General features: G+C 74.1%; 17 protein-coding genes, 2 pseudogenes and 1 riboswitch. Of the genes and pseudogenes, 8 read left to right on the forward strand and 11 right to left on the reverse strand.

All coding sequences use genetic code 11. The features are described 5' to 3' along the window. The first annotated feature begins 93 nt into the window (after window positions 1-93). Together LIV37_RS06375 and LIV37_RS06380 are read left to right on the forward strand one after the other, a co-directional pair. Complete coding sequence (locus LIV37_RS06375; RefSeq protein WP_020866275.1) at window positions 94-690, forward strand: RNA polymerase sigma factor; 597 nt, start codon at window positions 94-96, stop codon at window positions 688-690. Then, window positions 687-1,664: a CU044_5270 family protein gene (locus tag LIV37_RS06380; protein ID WP_020866276.1), complete on the forward strand. Its 978-nt coding sequence runs from the start codon at window positions 687-689 to the stop codon at window positions 1,662-1,664. The genes LIV37_RS06375 and LIV37_RS06380 overlap by 4 nt, the downstream gene beginning before the upstream one ends. A gap of 82 nt (window positions 1,665-1,746) precedes the next feature. Here LIV37_RS06380 and LIV37_RS06385 read toward each other — a convergent pair whose 3' ends face one another. Next, window positions 1,747-2,535 (reverse strand): Fpg/Nei family DNA glycosylase, encoded by a 789-nt coding sequence (locus LIV37_RS06385; protein WP_020866277.1) that lies wholly within the window; start codon window positions 2,533-2,535, stop codon window positions 1,747-1,749. Window positions 2,536-2,620: 85 nt separating this feature from the next. On the opposite strand from LIV37_RS06385, the gene LIV37_RS06390 reads away from it, so the two are divergent. Next, the gene (locus LIV37_RS06390; protein WP_020866278.1) at window positions 2,621-3,766 is read left to right on the forward strand and encodes a PP2C family protein-serine/threonine phosphatase; all 1,146 of its coding nucleotides are present in this window, start codon (window positions 2,621-2,623) and stop codon (window positions 3,764-3,766) included. A 125-nt stretch (window positions 3,767-3,891) separates the two neighbouring features. Then, a riboswitch (SAM riboswitch) is annotated at window positions 3,892-4,038 on the forward strand. Between the two features lie 347 nt (window positions 4,039-4,385). Continuing rightward, complete coding sequence (locus LIV37_RS06395) at window positions 4,386-5,231, forward strand: glutathione S-transferase C-terminal domain-containing protein (RefSeq protein ID WP_020866280.1); 846 nt, start codon at window positions 4,386-4,388, stop codon at window positions 5,229-5,231. A 62-nt stretch (window positions 5,232-5,293) separates the two neighbouring features. On the opposite strand, the gene LIV37_RS06400 is transcribed toward LIV37_RS06395, so the two are convergent. Beyond that, a complete protein-coding gene (locus LIV37_RS06400) occupies window positions 5,294-6,235 on the reverse strand; it encodes a LysR family transcriptional regulator (protein WP_243146391.1) in 942 nt (313 codons plus the stop codon). 73 nt (window positions 6,236-6,308) lie between these two features. On the opposite strand from LIV37_RS06400, the gene LIV37_RS06405 reads away from it, so the two are divergent. Next, a complete protein-coding gene (locus LIV37_RS06405) occupies window positions 6,309-6,482 on the forward strand; it encodes a hypothetical protein (RefSeq protein WP_020866282.1) in 174 nt (57 codons plus the stop codon). A 34-nt stretch (window positions 6,483-6,516) separates the two neighbouring features. Here LIV37_RS06405 and LIV37_RS06410 read toward each other — a convergent pair whose 3' ends face one another. From LIV37_RS06410 to LIV37_RS06445, 8 genes and pseudogenes are all read right to left on the reverse strand, one after another. Then, a complete protein-coding gene (locus LIV37_RS06410; RefSeq protein ID WP_020866283.1) occupies window positions 6,517-7,260 on the reverse strand; it encodes a Mut7-C RNAse domain-containing protein in 744 nt (247 codons plus the stop codon). A 93-nt stretch (window positions 7,261-7,353) separates the two neighbouring features. Next, window positions 7,354-8,223 (reverse strand): YihY/virulence factor BrkB family protein, encoded by an 870-nt coding sequence (locus LIV37_RS06415; RefSeq protein WP_020866284.1) that lies wholly within the window; start codon window positions 8,221-8,223, stop codon window positions 7,354-7,356. A gap of 138 nt (window positions 8,224-8,361) precedes the next feature. Then, window positions 8,362-9,222, reverse strand: a complete 861-nt coding sequence (locus LIV37_RS06420) for a MauE/DoxX family redox-associated membrane protein (RefSeq protein WP_121825763.1) — start codon at window positions 9,220-9,222, stop codon at window positions 8,362-8,364. After that, the gene (locus LIV37_RS06425) at window positions 9,219-9,854 is read right to left on the reverse strand and encodes a hypothetical protein (protein ID WP_020866286.1); all 636 of its coding nucleotides are present in this window, start codon (window positions 9,852-9,854) and stop codon (window positions 9,219-9,221) included. The genes LIV37_RS06420 and LIV37_RS06425 overlap by 4 nt, the downstream gene beginning before the upstream one ends. A 13-nt stretch (window positions 9,855-9,867) precedes the next feature. Beyond that, window positions 9,868-10,290, reverse strand: coding sequence for a septal ring lytic transglycosylase RlpA family protein (locus LIV37_RS06430; protein WP_020866287.1), 423 nt, complete (start codon window positions 10,288-10,290; stop codon window positions 9,868-9,870). Window positions 10,291-10,442: 152 nt separating this feature from the next. Beyond that, window positions 10,443-11,600: an acetyl-CoA C-acetyltransferase gene (locus tag LIV37_RS06435; RefSeq protein WP_020866288.1), complete on the reverse strand. Its 1,158-nt coding sequence runs from the start codon at window positions 11,598-11,600 to the stop codon at window positions 10,443-10,445. A 35-nt stretch (window positions 11,601-11,635) separates the two neighbouring features. Next, complete coding sequence (locus LIV37_RS06440; RefSeq protein WP_121825762.1) at window positions 11,636-12,271, reverse strand: TetR/AcrR family transcriptional regulator; 636 nt, start codon at window positions 12,269-12,271, stop codon at window positions 11,636-11,638. A gap of 84 nt (window positions 12,272-12,355) precedes the next feature. Continuing rightward, window positions 12,356-12,874 (reverse strand): annotated as a pseudogene (locus LIV37_RS06445) (SDR family oxidoreductase); the annotation flags it as partial. Between LIV37_RS06445 and LIV37_RS06450 the strand changes: the two are divergent. The 3 genes and pseudogenes from LIV37_RS06450 to LIV37_RS06460 all read left to right on the forward strand — a co-directional run bounded on the left by LIV37_RS06450 (window position 12,816) and on the right by LIV37_RS06460 (window position 16,062). Beyond that, a pseudogene (locus LIV37_RS06450) lies at window positions 12,816-13,852 on the forward strand (acyl-CoA dehydrogenase family protein). The pseudogenes LIV37_RS06445 and LIV37_RS06450 overlap by 59 nt on opposite strands. Window positions 13,853-13,934: 82 nt before the next feature. Then, window positions 13,935-14,999 (forward strand): acyl-CoA dehydrogenase family protein, encoded by a 1,065-nt coding sequence (locus tag LIV37_RS06455; RefSeq protein WP_121825760.1) that lies wholly within the window; start codon window positions 13,935-13,937, stop codon window positions 14,997-14,999. Between the two features lie 58 nt (window positions 15,000-15,057). Beyond that, complete coding sequence (locus tag LIV37_RS06460) at window positions 15,058-16,062, forward strand: LacI family DNA-binding transcriptional regulator (protein WP_020866292.1); 1,005 nt, start codon at window positions 15,058-15,060, stop codon at window positions 16,060-16,062. A gap of 43 nt (window positions 16,063-16,105) precedes the next feature. Here LIV37_RS06460 and LIV37_RS06465 read toward each other — a convergent pair whose 3' ends face one another. Beyond that, complete coding sequence (locus LIV37_RS06465; protein WP_020866293.1) at window positions 16,106-16,849, reverse strand: PaaX family transcriptional regulator C-terminal domain-containing protein; 744 nt, start codon at window positions 16,847-16,849, stop codon at window positions 16,106-16,108. Window positions 16,850-16,921 lie beyond the last annotated feature (72 nt).

The following is a 16,921-nucleotide window of genomic DNA, read 5'->3' on the forward strand; positions in this document are numbered from 1 at the left end:
GTCCGGCACCCCGTGGATCGTCACTCCGACGGCCGGTCAAGATTTCCCGCTCCGGGGTGTGATGATCTGAGGCGTGCCGGACACCTTCGGATCATGAGCACCGACGACGCCTTCGACGACGCCTACCGTGAGCATTACTGGGCGGTCAGCCGTTTCGTGGCACGGCGGCTGGACGGCCAGGCATGGGAGGTCGAGGAAGTGGTCGCCGAGGTGTTCTCGGTGGCCTGGCGGCGCCGGGCCGAACTGCCCGAGTCACCCCTGCCGTGGCTGTACGGGGTGGCCCGGCACTGTCTGGCCAACGCCGTGCGCGGCAAGGGCCGTTACCGCAGACTGCTGGCCAAGCTGGGCCATCACGAGGTGACGCGCGATGGGCGCACCGTGGCGAGCCCGGACGCGGAGCGGCCGGGCTCCTGGGTGCTGGAGGCGCTGTCCCGGCTCGCCGAGGCCGACCAGGAGGTGCTGCGGCTGACGACATGGGAGGAGCTGACCGTCGAAGAGCTCGGCACCGTGCTGGGGTGCGGCCGGTCCGCCGCGGCGATGCGGCTGCACCGGGCACGGCGGCGGCTTCGGGAGCAGATAGAGACCCTGCGCCGGGACGACCGGGTCTCAGCGGGGTGCACGAGCGGCAAGGGCGACAAGGCCCGTAGCGCTGACGGGGCCGGCAAGGCCCACGAGGATGGACACGCATGACCGACGAACTGGATCTGCTCCGCGAGGCCAACCCCGTGTCCGCCGGCACCGGCCCCTGGCGGGACCGGCCGCTGGACGCGCGCGCCGAGCTGCTGCTGCGGCGGCTGCCGTCCCGGGACCGGGGGCGCCGGACCGTCCGACGCGTGATCTGGAGCCTGGAGGCCGTGGCGGCCGCGACGGTCCTCGCCCTCGCGCTGACCGTCTCGGGCACCCCTTCCTCCGCGGTGGCCGCGTCCAGACCAGTGCCGCTGGTGGCGCACGCCTCCCGGGCGGACGTATCGCTCGCCGAGATCGTCCGACGGGCGCGGACGGCGGCCGCGGAGTCCCCGGGGAAGAGCGAGCGGGGCAGCCATGTCCAGAGCTGGGCGCTGAGCATGAAGTCGGGCGAGGACCCGGTGACGCTGCCCCGGGAGTCGCTGACCAAGTGGAACGCGGACGGCAGCGGTTTCACGCTGGAGGTGGCCACCGATCCGCGCCATCCGGGCCGCCCGGTGATCGAGGACGGTCCGCCGCCGCGCACCGTCCACGAGGGCAAGGTGCTGAGCGAGGTGCGCTATCCCCCCGGTATCAACGGCGCCAACCAGAGCTACTTCGAGGATCCCCCGGCCGGTGCCTCCGCACTGCGCGAGTATCTCGCCGTCTGGTCCCCGGGCGCCGACCGTGACCCGGAAGAGCTGCTCTCGGCCATCGGGTCCTTCCGCTCGGTGTGGACCCCGGGTCCGCGCCACAGGGCGGACATCGTCACGCTGCTCTCCGGGATCGAGGGGCTTCGCCCGGCGGGCAGGGTCACCGACCGGCTCGGCCGGGAGGGGCAGGGGTTCCGGTTCACCAGCACCCCCGGGGCCCGCTACCTGATCGTCCTCGACCCGGACGACGGCGGGGTGCTGGACATCGAGGAGACCTTCTCCCAGGACGATCCCGAGTACCGGGTGAAAGCGGGCGACGTGATGTCCTACACGGCCTACATCTCCTGACCACCGGCCACGGCGGGAGGGACGGGCAGGAGGGACGCGGGCAGGAGGGACGCGGCCGGGGTACCGGTGGCCCGGTCGGCCGTCAGGGGTCCTCACGCTGGCAGTGGGGGCACCACAGGCTGGTCCGCCCGGAGATCCGGCCGCGGCGCAGCGGATTGCCGCAGCGGGGGCAGTGCGGATCCGGATCGTCGCGCCGCCCGGTGAGCCAGTCCGGGTCGTCCGGCACCCGCCCCGCCCGTACCGAGGCGCGCAGCACCTCGCGCAGCGCGCTGTGCAGCTCATCGCGCTCGTCGTCGGTCAGCGCGTTCACCGGCCGCCGCGGATGGATCCGGGCGTGCCACAGGATCTCGTCGCCGAGCAGATTGCCGAGTCCGGCGATCACGGCCTGGTCGGTCAGGGTGGCCTTGACGCGTCCGCGCCGCCCTTCCAGCAGCCGGTCCAGATCGGCCCGGCTCAGCGAGAGCGCGTCCGGGCCCTGGTCGCCGATGATCCGGTCGATGTCGTCGTCGGTGGCGGCGAGCCAGATGCCCTGGAGTTTGCGCTGGTCCTCGTAGCCGAGGCGGTGGCCGTCGTCGAGGTCGAAGGCGACGCGCTGGAACCGGCCGGCCGGTTCGGAGTCCGCCCCGCAGACCAGCCGCCCGGTCATCCCGAAGTGGAGCACGACGGTGGGCCCGTCGGTGGGGGCGATCAGCCACTTGCCGTGGCGGCGCGGTGCCGCGAAGCGGCGGCCCTTGAGGTCGCGCTTCAGCCGCTGCGCGGTCACCCCGTGCAGCACCCCCGGATCGGCCACCTCCGCCCGCTCTACGCGGTGGCCCTGGGCGCAGGAGGCGAGCGTCCGCCGGAACCCCTCGACGTCCGGAAGCTCGGGCATAGCGTCAGGCTACGCCCGGGGCTTCCGTAGCGCGTTGTGGAGACCACCCCCGTTCGGGGGTCTTCATCGGATAAAGTACCCAATTATGCGATTCATGCGCGCCGCCCCGGGGGTGAGCGGTCGCAGCCAGACGCTGTTCGCGATCACACGGTGTCTGCCGTTCCTGGTCCTGGCCGCGGTACTCAGCATCGAGCTCTCCCCCGCGCACACCCTCTACACCGGCCCGCTGCTCTCCCCGGCGCCGGCGCTGGCGGCGGTGACCATGGGGCCGGTCGGCACCGTCGGGGTGGCGGTGCTGGCGGGCGTGGTCAGCGCGATCACCGCCATCCACAACGACGCCTGGGACACCCCGCAGGTGTACACGAATCTGCTGGCCCTGCTGGTGGTGGCGGTGGCGAGCGTGGCGACCAGCGCGGTGCGGGTGCGCCGGGACCGCGAGCTGGCCCATATCCGCCGGATCGCCGAGGTGTCCCAGAACGTGGTGCTGCGGCCGCTGCCCGCCCGGATGGGCGTGGTCAACACCGCCAGCGTCTATCTGGCGGCCGAGCGCGGTGCGCAGATCGGCGGGGACCTCTACGAGGCGATGTGCACCCGCTACGGAGTGCGGCTGATCGTCGGCGATGTGCGGGGAAAGGGGCTGGCCGCGGTGCGGTCCGCCGCGGCCGTCGTGGGCGCCTTCCGGGAGGCGGTGCACTACGAGCGGGACCTCGCCGAGGTGATGCACCGCTGTGCGGCCGCGCTGGCGCGCGAGTACGAGTTGCTTGACCGCTCCCAGCTGCAGGATCCGCAGGAGCTCGAGGAGCAGTTCGTCACCGTGCTCCTCGCCCAGGTGACGGACGAGTCGCTGATCCAGCTGATCAACCGCGGCCATCCGCCGCCCCTGGTGATGCGCGGGCGCGAGGTGCGCTCCCTGGACCCGGCGCGCCCGCTGCCGCCGCTCGGCCTCGAGGAGTTCCTCCGCCCGCCCGCGATCGGCGTCGAGGCCTTTCCGTTCCTGCCCGGTGACCGGCTGTTGCTGCACACCGACGGGGTGGTCGAGGCCCGCAACAACGACAACGAGTTCTTTCCGCTGCACCGGACCATGGAGTCGCTGGACTGCGCCACCCCGTCCGAGTACCTGGACGGGCTGCGCCACGCCCTGGTCCAGCACACCGAGGGACGGCTGGCGGACGACGCGGCCATGGTCCTCATCGAGCGGGACGTCGGCGGCCCGGACCGGCCGTTCCGCTGAGCCGGTCGCGCCACCCGCCGAGCCGGTCGTGCCAGGGCGCCGTACATCCGCCGTACCGTCCGCCGGTGTTGGCCGCTTCGGCATGGGTTGACGCCCTCGCGGAGCGCGACGAGACTGTCAGGGACGGTCACGATTGTCAGCGCCCACCGTGCGGAACCCCCGCTCAGATGGGTCATCGGCCCCGGCTCGTTGACAGGCAACCCTTCTCCCGCGACGGGGTGCCCCCGGGTGACGACCAGGTTCCGTCGGCGTGGACGGGACAAGCGCGGTCTCGCTGCCTCGCGAGCCCCCGATGATGGGATCGGTGGAGATGCCCAGGACCGACAGCCACGGGGACGGCGCCCTCCGGCGTCCCCGTCCGTTGTCCCCGCTCCGCCGGCTCCACCTCCTGACCAGACGGCTGCACATCGATCTGCTGCGCATCTGCAGCGCCTCCAGTCCAGCTCTCTGAGTCGGCTCGAGTCGACACGGTCACCGAGCGCGGTCCCGCGCCGCCGGGGGCCGGGTGTGTCCCGGCACCGTCCCGGCTGGCGCCCCGCGCGGGCTTCCCTTCCGTCGCGCCATCGGCGCCGCCCCGACCGGCGGTGGCCGGGGCTTTTCGTCACTGCCTTGGAGAGCCATGTCCGAGACGTTTCCGGTCAGTTCAGGTCCTGCCGCTCTTCTCGACCCCGACCCCTGCTCGCCCCGACCCCTACTCGCCCCGCCCGCGCCACCGCACCGCTTCCGCAGCCGCATCGGCGTCGACCTCGCCGGTGGCTTCTATCCGGTGCCGCATCGCTATCGGCTCTATCTCTCCGCGAGCTGTCCGCTCTCACTGCGCGTCTCCATCACCCTCGATCTGCTCGGGCTGCGGGACACCGTGGCCACCACCCTCGTCGGGCTCCCGGACGACACCCCCGAGGCGTACGCCGCGCTGCGCGGGGCCTACGAGGCCACCTGGCACCGCTACGGCGGACCGGTGGACGCGCCCGCGCTGTGCGACCGCTGGACCGGACGTGTCGTCAGCAATCACACGCCCGACATCCTGCGCGACCTCGCCGGCCATCTGAGCGACGACCACGGAACCGGAGGCCCCGCGCTGCGCCCGGCGGCCCTCGCTACCGACATCGACGCCCTCCGGGACCTCATCGACGCGGACATCATCCACGCCGCCCGGCAGGCGGGGACGGCAGCCGGGGTGGAGTGCCGGGAGGCGGCGCTGGAGCGGCTGCTGACCGCCCTCGGCCGGTTCGACCGCGGGCTGACGGCCGCGCCGTACGCCCTGGGCGAGGAGCTGACCGCCGCCGATGTGGACCTGTGGGTGGCCCTGGTACAGCTGGACACCGAGCACCGGCTCCTCCTGGACGCCGACGCGGCCGACCGGGTCTCCCGCCATGGGCAGCTGCGCGCCTATGTACGGCGGCTGCACGCCCACCCGGCCTTCCACACCACGCTTCCGGAGGCCCTCCAGGACGAGATGTCCTGAGCGGGCGCCGAGGTGCCCGGAGAGGACGTCCAGGTGTCCTGAGAGGACGTCATGGCGAGCCGTCAGGCGGCGGCTCGGGGCCAGTCGTCCAGGCTCTGGTGGTGGCGCACCGCCTCTGCCAGCGCCCCCATCCCGAGGTCGATCAGCGGGTTCCGCAGGCTGCCCCGGCGTACGCAGGTGAGGATCCGCCGCGTCGGCATGTTCTCGCCCGCCACCGGCACCCGCGCCACCTCCTGGCCCGCCGGGCCCTCGGCCAGCCGTGGGATGAGCGACACGCCCAGCCCGTTCCCGACCAGCGACCAGACCGCCGACCAGTGGGTGGCGGCGTGCACGATCCGCGGTGAGAACCCGGCCGCCGCGCACAGCATCCGCACCCGCTGGGCGTGGTCGCAGGTGCCCGGGTCGGCGACGATCCAGTCCTCGGCCGCCGCGTCCTCCAGCCGCACCGACACCGCCCCCGCCAGCCGGTGGTCGGCGGGCACGAGCATGATGTGCGGCTCCTCCAGCAGGGGGGTCTGCTCGAACCGCGCGTCATCCGGCGGCGGCCCACCCTCGATGGGTTCCACGACCGCGAGATCCACCTCGCCCGCCACCAGCAGGTCCATGCTCTCCTCGGTGTCGCACTCGCGCACCTGCACCAGCAGGTCGGGGTGGCTGCGCCGCAGCCGCCCGGCCGCCGGGGCGATCAGGCCGCTGATCGCGGTGGTGAAGCCCGCGATGCGCAGCGGTCCGGTCATGCCCGCCCGGTAGGACTCCAGCTCCGCCTGCGCCTCCTCCCACCGGGCCAGCAGCGCGTCGGCGTGCTCGATGAGCAGGCGCCCGGCCGGGGTCAGCCGGACGCCGCGGCCGTGCGGCTCCAGGAGCGGGACCCTGAGCTCGCGCGCGAGTTCGCGCATGTGGTGGGAGACCGCGGACGGGGTGAGGTGCAGGGCCTCGGCGGCCGCGGTGACCGTGCCCTGTTGGCGCACCACCCGGAGCATATGAAGCCGGCGCAGGTCAATCATGAAATTATTTTGCACACATGACCCGGAAAACGTGCAATAGACCTCAACGGTCGTCCGGCGTCATCCTGCTGCCATGAACACCGACACGCACACCATCGTTTCCCGGCACACCACCAGCGAGGGCATCGTGGTCTGGAGCCGCTGCGCCTGCGGACGGCTCCAGATGGTCCTGGTCCCCTACGGCACCGGCGGCAAGGGAATCGCCGCGGGCGGACATGACTTCCAGTGCCCCCGCTGCGGCCGTTAGCGCCGCTCGGCGCCGCGGTGGCGCGGCCCGGCGCTCAGGAGAGCGCGGCCCGCGCGTCGCCGAACTCGCCCATCGCCCCGGCCACGATGGCCTCCAGGCGGGCGTGGTGGGCACCGCGCCAGTAGACCCGCTCACAGACCGTGCAGCGAGCGAAGACGTCGTACGTACGCCGGGTGCCGTGCCGCAGCTCCTCCCGGACCGACTCCTTGTCGGCGTCCTCCAGCGGGCCGTTGCAGGCGGTGCAGCGGGTCCAGGGAGCCAGGCTGGGGGTGAACCGGCCGAGGACGTCGCGCAGTTGTTCATCCGGGCGGTCGCTGTAGACATACGCCCCGGCCCACAGCTCGCGGCGGCGCAGCAGCCCCCGGTCGCGGGAGAGCAGCACCCGGTGCTGGGCGGCGGAGCGCGCGGCCAGCTCGGGGTCGCCGATGTCCTCGCTCTCGTACGCGGCGTCCACGCCCAGCAGCCGCAGCCGCCGCGCGAGCGTGCCCAGGTGCACATCGAGCAGGAAGCGCAGCGGCGCGCCCGGCACCCGCTGCGGGCGGACGACCGGCTGGACCTCCACGGTCTCCCCCGCGCCCGGCACATGCGAGACGGCCGTCTCCTCGCCGTTCACCAGCAGCCTGCCCACCTCGGTGAGCGGCACCCCCAGCGACTCGACCACATGGCCGAGGGTGGAGACGCCGTCGGTGGCGACGGCCGTCCGGGGGCGGCGCCGCTCGGGAACGGCGAAGAATCGCAGTTCGGGGGCGAGGCTGAGATGGATCTCGGGTCCATTCACACCGCCAGCATGCCAGGCGGCCCCGGCCCGGGGCGACGGCCATTCGGGACCACGTGGCCGGCTCGGGAAGGAGCGGGCGGGCGGGCCGGGGCGTCACTCCTGCGGTTCGGCCGCCTTCGCCCGGTCGCGGTGCCGCTTGCGGCGCCAGGCCACCATCCGCAGATAGTCCTCGTGCAGCACCCGCCCGACGAGCGCACCGCCGAAGACCACGAAGCCGACGCCGACCAGCCAGGACTGGACGACCAGGACGGTACCGACCGGGCCGTAGGAGACCGTGCTGGAGGCGATCAGCGGGGAGAACACCAGCTGGGAGAAGACCCGCAGCCCCAGCAGCCCGATGCTGGTGGCCAGCGCGCCGGGCAGCAGGGCGCCCCAGCTGATCCGCCCGCCGAGCAGCAGCCGCTGCGACCACCAGAAGAACAGCACCGTGCCCAGCACCGCCACGAGCACCCGGGAGACGCCGGGCTCCAGATGGGCGGAGAGCAGCAGATAGCAGATCAGCACCACGAGCCACACCAGATGGCGCCAGACGGTGTGCCAGCGGCCGGCCGGCAGCTCCCACACCTTCTCGTAGCCGACCTGGAGCACCGTGCCGAAGCGCAGTCCGAAGATGGCGAGCGTGGCCAGACCGAAGGCGGTGGTGGACTCCAGCGCCTGCTTGGGCGGGGCGAACAGCCGCTGCACCTCGTCCCGCGAGGTCGAGGTGAGCCCGAGGCCCTCGGCCAGCCACTGGGCGAAGCCGAGCCGGTTCACCGGATCGGCCGCGGCGACCACGATCAGCAGGGGCACCAGGGTGAGAAAGCCCAGGGCGGCGAAGCCCATCGCGCGGTGCAGCAGCTCGAATTCGCTGCCCCGGCGCCATCCGCGTCCGATCGCGGACCGGTCGAAGGCGTCCTCCAGCCGCTGCCACCAGGACCAGGACCTGGGCCCTCGGGAGCCGGACGCGGTCCGATTCTCGGACATACCCACTCCCCTACTCGCGCCACCGGCTCGACCTGGGCAGTGCCGTCCAGGCTACTCGGGGTGGTGACGTTCCGCCGGGACTCCCCCCGGAACGGGTGTGCGGCGCCGGGGCCGCCGCCGGTGCCCGCTCGGCGGGCCTCACGCCGTGGCCATGACCGGGGCCCCGCTGTCCGCGTCGATGACGCTGACCCGGACGGCGGGCTCAGGCACCGTGTCCAGGCTGGCCCCGGCGTCCACCGCGAAGAGCACCAGCACCGGCCGCGCGGCCGGGCCGCCCCCGTACACCCCGGCGAACTGCAGGATGCGCCAGCCGCCGTCGTCCCAGTGGTCCAGCAGCGCGGAGCGCACCACACGGGAGACGCTCTGCCAGGCGCGCGAACGCTCCAGCAGTTCGACCGTCGCGGCGACCGGGACCGCCGTCCGCGCTCCGGTCGCGGCGAGCGGATGCCCGGTGAACCGCAGCCGCAGCCGGCGCAGCGGCATCCGCCAGCGGCGGTCGGGATCGGCGGAGAGGGCCGTCAGGGCCGCCGCCGCGGCCAGGACCAGGCACAGCGCCGCGGCCGGACGGCGGCCCGCCGCGGTCCACCAGGGCTGCTGGGCCAGGGCCGCCGCGACCCCGCCCGCGAGGACCGCGGCGGCCCGGACGAAGGCGCGCCAGGTGAGGGGGGCGTCCGGCCGCGCCGTACAGCCGCAGGAGGAGCCGGGCGCGGCGGCGCGGGCGTAGCCGAGGTAGCCGAGGAAGCCCGCGCCGAGGAGGGTGGCCGCCGCCCCCGGGAGCCAGGTGAGGGGCGGTGCCAGCAGCGCGGCGGCGAGGAGGAGTTCGACCGCGCCGAGGACGCGGAGGGCGAGCGCGGCCCGGCCGCCGTCACGCAGCAGCCGCGCGAGCGCGGTACGCGGCGCCTGCCGGGCGGCGCCCCGGCCGAACAGCTTGCTCGCACCGGCCGGCCCGAGCACCCCGGCGAGCACCAGCGGGGCGAGGTCGCGGACCAGGGCGCTCACCGCCGCCTCCCGGCGCCGGGGGCGACCGCGACCCGGACCAGGTCCACGGAGCCGTCGGACGGCCGCCACGCGCCCAGCACCTGGGCGCTCTGCCCGATGGTGAGCCGGGACAGATCGGCGGTGGGCGAGGCGGTGCCGTACGCGGCGCTGGTGGTCTCCGCCATGAGGTTGCCGACGATCTCGTGCTGCCCGTGGGCGAGGTGCAGCCGGGTCTTCTCGATGCCGCGGATGGTGGCGTGGAGGTTCACGATGTTGACCCACACCGCGTCGGCGGCGAGGGTGCCGTCGGGCAGGGGGACGCCGCGGGCGTAGAGGCCGTCGCCGGTCTCGATGTCGGCCGCGGTGGTGGCCCGGGCCTTCCAGACACTGGTGGCGCCCGTGACCCGCACCCGGGAGTGGTCGCCGTAGGAGCCCGCGACCGCCAGGACATCGTCGTTGATCGCGGTGATCCGCCCCTCGGCGAAGGCGCTCTCGGCGACCGCGGGGTCCAGGGGGCGTATGGGCGCGGCGAAGGCGGCGTCGGCGTCCACGGCGCCCAGGGCGGTCGCCCCGACGACGGTGGCGCCGTGGAGGGCGGCGGTGGTGAGGAAGCGACGGCGGTCGAGGGGATCGCCGGTTCGGTACGCGCTCATGGCCGGGCCCGCCTCATTCGAAGATGGAGACCGGCAGGGTGCCGGAGCTCAGGCTGCCGATGGCGGAGAAGGCGGCGGGGGTGAGGTCGATGACCCGGTTGGTGCGGCAGACCCCGTCGCAGCAGGTGGACTCGGAGCAGAAGCCTCGGGTGCGGGGGCCGCAGTCGCTGACGGTGACACAGACGCTCGCGCCCGAGCAGTCATGGCGCACCTTCATCACCGAGCCGCAGCCGCGCCGGGGTATGTCCTCGCCGCACAGGTCCGGCCGGGTGATGTCCCAGCACGCCTTGGAGGCGTTGGGCCAGGCGGCCTGAAGGGCGCTGGACCGGCAGGTGCCGCACGCGCCGCCGCCCGCGGAGGCGCACGGACCCCAGGCGCTGCCACAACAGAACCAGGTGGCCTCGCCGTTCCAGAGCTTGGTCGATCCGCACGCCATGGCACTGTCCTCCCGGCCTCGGTCCCGCCCTCGGAGCAGCACCATCATCCGCGGGGCCGGGCGCGGTCGCCACGGGAAGGCGTCCGGTCGGAGTCCTCACAACCGCTCGGCGATGCGCCGGACTCCGTCCGTCGAGGCGACCGTCGCGGTCCTCACAACCGCTCGACGATCGTGACGTTCGCCTGACCGCCCCCCTCACACATCGTCTGCAGGCCGTAGCGGCCTCCGGTGCGCTCCAGTTCGTGCAGGAGGGTCGTCATCAGCTTGGCGCCGGTGGCGCCGAGCGGGTGGCCCAGGGCGATGGCGCCGCCGTTGACGTTGACCCGCCCGGGGTCGGCTCCGGTCTCCTTCAGCCAGGCCAGGACGACGGGGGCGAACGCCTCGTTGATCTCGACCAGGTCGATGTCGCCGATGGTCAGCCCGGTCTTCTTCAGCGCGTGCGCGGTCGCCGGTATGGGCGCGGACAGCATCCGGATCGGGTCCTCGCCGCGCACCGACAGATGGTGCACCCGGGCGCGCGGGGTCAAGCCGTGCTCCCGTACGGCCTGTTCGGAGGCGAGCAGCAGGGCCGCGGCGCCGTCGGAGACCTGGGAGGAGAGCGCGGCGGTGAGCCGCCCGCCCTCGATGAGCGGCTTGAGCGCGGCCATCTTCTCCAGGCTGGTGTCCCGGCGCGGTCCCTCGTCCACCGCGACGTCCCGGAACGGGACGGTCTCGCGGTCGAAGCGGCCCTCGTCGATGGCGCGCAGCGCCCGCTGGTGCGAGGCCAGCGCGAACTCCTCCATGGCCTCGCGGCTGATGCCCCACTTCTCGGCGATCAGCTCGGCGCCGTAGAACTGGCTGACCGGCCGGTCGCCGTAGCGCGCCCGCCATCCCTCCGAGCCCGCGAAGGGTCCTTCGGTCAGCCCCAGGGGCGCGCTGGCCTTGCCGCTGGCGAAGCCGATGGGCACCATCGACATGTTCTGCACGCCGCCCGCGACCACCAGGTCCTGGGTGCCGGAGAGCACCGCCTGGGCGGCGAAGTGCAGGGCCTGCTGCGAGGAGCCGCACTGCCGGTCGACGGTCACGCCCGGGACCTCCTCCGGGAGCCCGGCGGCCAGCCAGCAGGTGCGCGCGATGTCCCCGGCCTGTGGGCCCACGGTGTCCAGACAGCCGAAGACGACGTCCTCGACGGCGGCCGGGTCGGCGCCCGAGCGCTCCATCAGCGTGCGCAGGACATGGGCGCCGAGATCGGCGGGGTGGACGGAGGCGAACCCGCCCTTCCGCCGCCCCACCGGCGTCCTTACCGCTTCCACGATGTATGCCTCGGGCATGGCAGCTCCTTGAGGTCCCTCAGGTCATGACGGTCTTACGGCCTTTGTGTCTTTCGTTGTGCGGTCTCGACGTGTCTGTTCTGTCCTTCTCGCGGAGTGATGCCGTCCAGGACCATCGACAGATACTGGCGGGCGATCTCCTCGGGGCTGTGCCGGCCGCCCGGCCGGTACCAGGAGGCGGCGACCCACACCGTGTCGCGCAGGAACCGGTACGCCAGCCGGACGTCGAGGTCGGCGCGGAAGGCCCCCTCGGCCACCCCGCGCTCGAGCGCGCCCAGCCATGCCCGCTCGAATCTCCCCTGCGAGTCGGCGAGATAGCGGAAGCGCGGCTGAGTGGACAGGTGTTTGGACTCCTTCTGGTAGATCTCGACGGCGGCGCGGTGCCGGTCGATCTCCCGGAAGGACTCGGTGACGAGTGCCTCGACGGTCTCCCGGGGGCCGAGTCCGGCGCCGAGCACCTCGTCGTACCCGGTCCAGAGCTCGTTCAGGAAGGTGGAGAGGATCTCGTCGACCATCGACTCCTTGGAGTCGAAGTGGTAGTAGAGGCTGCCCGCGAGCATGCCCGCCTCGTCCGCGATCCGGCGGACGGTGGTCGCGTTGTACCCCTGGGCGGCGAAGACCTCCGCCGCGGTCGAGAGCAGTTCGCGCCGTCGCTCGGGGGACGGGGTCACGGTCGTCTTCTTCTCGCTGTTCTTCGCACTGTTTCCGGTGGAAGCGCGGTTCCTGGTGGAATTCGGCACGTTCCCATTCTCGCCTCATGGGTGCTGGCTGCTCACGGACACCGTCCCGCCCGTCATGTACGACGAGTAGCCGCTGGCCAGGAAGACGATGACGTTGGCCACCTCCCAGGGCTCGGCGTACCGGCCGAAGGCCTCGCGCTCGGTGAGCTCGGCCAGCAGTTCGGGGGTGGTGACCTTCACCAGATGCGGATGCATGGCCAGGCTCGGCGAGACCGCGTTGACCCACACCCGGTACGCGGCGGCCTCGACCGCGGCGCAGCGGGTGAGCGCCATGACGCCCGCCTTGGCCGCCGCGTAGTGGGCCTGACCGGCCTGGGCGCGCCAGCCGACGACCGAGGCGTTGTTGACCACGACCCCGCCGTGGCCGTCGGCCTTCATCCGGCGCAGCGCGGCGCGGGCGCAGCGGAAGGTGCCGTTCAGGGTGACGTCGATGACCTTGTCCCACTGTTCGTCGGTCATCTCCGTCAGCAGGGCGGTGCCACCGAGCCCGGCGTTGTTGACCACCGCGTCCAGCCGTCCGTGGCGACGGTGGCTGGCCGCGCACACACCCGCCGCGCCCCTCCCCTCCCTGGAGACCGCCGAGGGTTTCGCGGCGCACCGCGCCTGGGAGCGCGCCCTCGCGGCCGGCCGCTGGTCGGCGGTGACCTGGCTCGAGGAGTACGGCGGCCGGGGCGCGTCGGTGATCGAGAGGCTGCTGTTCGAGGAGGAGTACTACGCGGCGGGCGCGCCCGGCCGGGTGAGCCAGAACGGGATCAGCCTGCTCGCCCCCACCCTCTTCGAGCACGGCAGCGCCGAGCAGCGCGCCCGGATCCTGCCGCCGATGGCGCGCGGCGAGACGATCTGGGCCCAGGCGTGGTCCGAACCCGAGTCGGGCTCCGACCTCGCCTCGCTGCGCTCCACCGCCCGCCGCGCCGACGGCGGCTGGCGCCTGAGCGGACAGAAGACCTGGTCGTCCCGGGCGGCCTTCGCGGACCGGGCCTTCGGCCTGTTCCGCAGCGACCCGGCGGCGGACGCACCGCACCGGGGGCTGACGTATCTGATGTTCGCCCTGGACGCGCCCGGTGTGACCGTGCGCCCCATCGGCCGCCTCGACGGCAAGCCCGCCTTCGCGGAGCTCTTCCTGGACGAGGTGTTCGTCCCCGACGAGGACGTCATCGGCGAGCCGGGGCAGGGCTGGCGCATCGCGATGGGCACGGCGGGCAACGAGCGCGGGCTGACCCTGCGCAGCCCCGGCCGGTTCACCGCGGCGGCGCGGCGCCTGGTGGCGCTGTGGCGGGAACGGGCGGACGAGGCCGGGAGCGAGCCGGGGATCGAGGCGGCCGCGCGACGGCCCTGGACCTGCTGGGCCCCCACGGCGAACTGTCCGATGCCGCCGACGACCCGGACGCGCCCGGCCCGTGGTCCGACGGCTACACCTTCGCCCTGGCGGGCCCGATCTCCGCGGGCACGAACGAGATCCAGCGCGGCATCATCGCCGAGCGGCTGCTGGGCCTGCCGAAGGGGCGCCGGTGAGGGTGACGGGTCCGTGGCCGCGGCCGAGGCGGTGCGCCCCGTGGCGGGTGACGAGCCCATTGGCCGACGAGAGGGCGCTCGGATGAGGTTCATGCTGGATCAGGCGCAGACGGACTTCGGCCGCACCGTGGACCGGATGCTCGGCGGCGCCGACACGCCGCACGCCATCCGGGCCTGGGGGCGCGGCGAGCACGCGCCGGGGCGCGCGGTGTGGGGGCGGCTCGCCAACACCGGGGTGACCGGGCTGGCCGTACCGGAGGCGTACGAGGGCGTCGGGCCACTGCCCGTCGAGCTGGGCGTGGCGTATGTCGCGGCGGGGCGGCACGCCGTGCCGGGGCCCCTGGCCGAGACGGCCGCCGCCGCGGTGCTGCTGGCCGCGCTCGCCGAGGGCGGCACGGCGCGGACCGGTCAGGTGGCCGAGGGCTGGCTGCCCCGGATCGCCGACGGGCGGGCGCCGGTGACGCTCGCGGCGGCCGACGGCGGGCCGTACGCGCTGGACGCGGACGCCGCCGACGCCGTCTTCGCCGTCGCGGGCGAGGAGCTGTGGCTGGCCCCGGGGCACGGGCCGGTCCAGCCCTCGTTCGACCCGGCCCGCCGGCTGGCCCGGCCGCTGCCCGGCGGTGAGTTGCTCGCCCGGGGCCCGGCCGTGGCCGCGGCCGCCGCGCGCGCCGCGGACTGGGCCGCCTTCGCCACGGCCGCGCTGTCGCTCGGCACCGGGCTCGCGCTGGTGGAGCGCACCGCGGCGTACGTCGGGCAGCGCATCCAGTTCGGCCGCCCGATCGGCTCGTTCCAGGCGGTGAAGCACCGGCTGGCGGACGCGCTCATCGGCCTGGAGTTCGCCCGGCCGCTGCTGTACGGGGCCGCGGTGGCGCTCGCGTCGGGGTCCACGGGCGGCGCGCTCGTGTCGGGACCCGCGGGCGGCGCGCTCGCGTCAGGGTCCACGAGCGACGCCCGGGCGGAGGTCGCCGCGGCGAAGGTGGCCACCGGCGCCGCCGCGTACGCGGCGGCGCGCACCGCCCTCCAACTGCACGGCGCGCTCGGCTGCACCGACGAGTACGACCTCTCGCTGTGGATCCGCAGGGCCCGCGCCCTGCGCTCCGCCTGGGGCTCCCCGTCGGTTTGCCGCGCCCGCGTCCTCGCGCCCTGACCGGTCTTGATCCATGCTGTATCGACCCGTCAGTGAGCGAACAGCGAGGTATGCGCGGATGCACCGGCCCCGGCCCACCCTGGAGAGCGTGGCGCGGCGCGCGGGTGTCTCGCGCGCCACCGTCTCCCGTGTCGTCAACGGCTCGACCAAGGTCGGTGAGGACAGCCGTGAGGCGGTCCTGAGCGCCATCCAGGAGCTGGGCTACATCCCCAACCAGGCGGCCCGCAGCCTGGTCACCCAGCGCACCGACTCCTTCGCGCTGGTGCTCCCCGAGGAGCCGGGCCGGGTCTTCTCCGACGACCGGTTCTTCCCGGGCGTGGTGCGCGGGGTGAGCCAGGAACTGGAGGCCGCGGACAAGCAGCTGGTGCTGATGATGGCCCGCTCCGCCGCCAGCCGCGACCGCATCGAGCGCTTCGCGCTGGCCCGCCATGTGGACGGGGTCATGGTCGCGTCGATGCACGGCGCCGATCCGCTGCCCGCCGCGCTGGCCCGGATGGGCATCCCGGTGGTCTGCAACGAACGGGTGCCGGGCCCGGCGTCGCCGCCGTACGTGGGGGTGGACAACGCGGCGGGCGCGGCGCTGGCCGTTGAGCATCTGATCCGCTCCGGGCGCACCCGCGTCGCCACGGTCGCGGGCCCGCAGGACATGGTGGCCGGGATGGACCGGCTGTCGGGCTACCGGGCGGCGCTGGACGGGGCGCGGCTGGCGGCGCATGTCGCGGTCGGGGACTTCACCCAGGAGTCGGGGGCGGTCGCGATGCGGGAGCTGCTGGACCGGGAGCCCCGGCTGGACGGGGTGTTCGTGGCCTCCGACCTGATGGCGATCGGGGTGCTGCGGGCGCTGCGCCTGGCGGGCCGGCGGGTGCCGGACGACGTGGCGGTGGTCGGCTTCGACGACATAGAGCCCGCGCGCTACACCGAACCCCCGCTGACCACCGTGCGCCAGCCGATAGGCGGCATCGGCCGTCGGCTGGCCCGCCAACTGCTGCGCCTGACCGCTGGAGAGAGCATCGAACCGGCGCTGGTCCTCCCCACGGAGCTGGTGATCCGCGAATCGGCGTAGCCGGGCGCGGGGCGGCGTCTCCGGCTGAGGGACGCCGCCGGGGTCAGCCGCCGCCCGCGTACCGCGGCAGCCACGCCCGGAAGTCGCGTTCGAAGGCGTCGTAGCGGCGGCGCAGCTCCGCACCCGGCCAGCCCTCCGGCAGGAGCCGGCCGGGGAGGACGGGGTCGGCGAGGAGGTGGCGGAGGGCGGCGGCCGCGACGGTGAAGCGGTCGGCCGGTTCCGCCGCGCCGTCCAGCGCCGCGCCGAGCAGCCGGGCCTGGTGTGCCCAGCCGTCCAGGTCCCACAGGCGCGCGGCGAGCTCGGCCGGATCGCCCTCCGGCGCGCCGGTGAACCAGCCGCACTGCCCGGCGGCGACGTCCGGGCGCGGGTGGACGAGATTGGCGGGGCGCATCCAGGTGCCCTCGCGCAGCTCGGCCAGGCGCAGGGTGGCCATGGCCTGGCGGAGGGCGGCGCGCTCGGCCGCCTCGCGCCGGTCGGAGGTGACGATCGCGATCTCCCAGGCGCCGTCCCAGCGGCGGGTGCGGGGGGCGCGGCTCTCGTCCTGTCGCGCCTGGCGGGCCAGCAGCCGGTCGGTGAGCCGGTAGGTGCCGCCGCTCTGCTCCAGGTCACCGGCGGCGACCATGCGGGTGAGCGCGACCCGGATGGTGCCCTCGGCGGTGCCGAAGAGCGCGCCGACGCGCACCAGGGCGCGGGCGGGCAGCTGGGGCGGGTGCAGGCCCAGCAGGGTGCTGAGCACGACCGAGCGCGCGGTCAGCGGCCGCAGGGTGAGGGTTCCGGTGTCGTCCATGGTTACGCGAAACCCTATCCATTACAGTTCTTCGTCGCGCATAATAGAAGTGTAAGGCCCTGGGGATGTGAG

The organism is Streptomyces rapamycinicus NRRL 5491 (genome assembly GCF_024298965.1).
In the GTDB taxonomy this organism is placed as follows: domain Bacteria; phylum Actinomycetota; class Actinomycetes; order Streptomycetales; family Streptomycetaceae; genus Streptomyces; species Streptomyces rapamycinicus.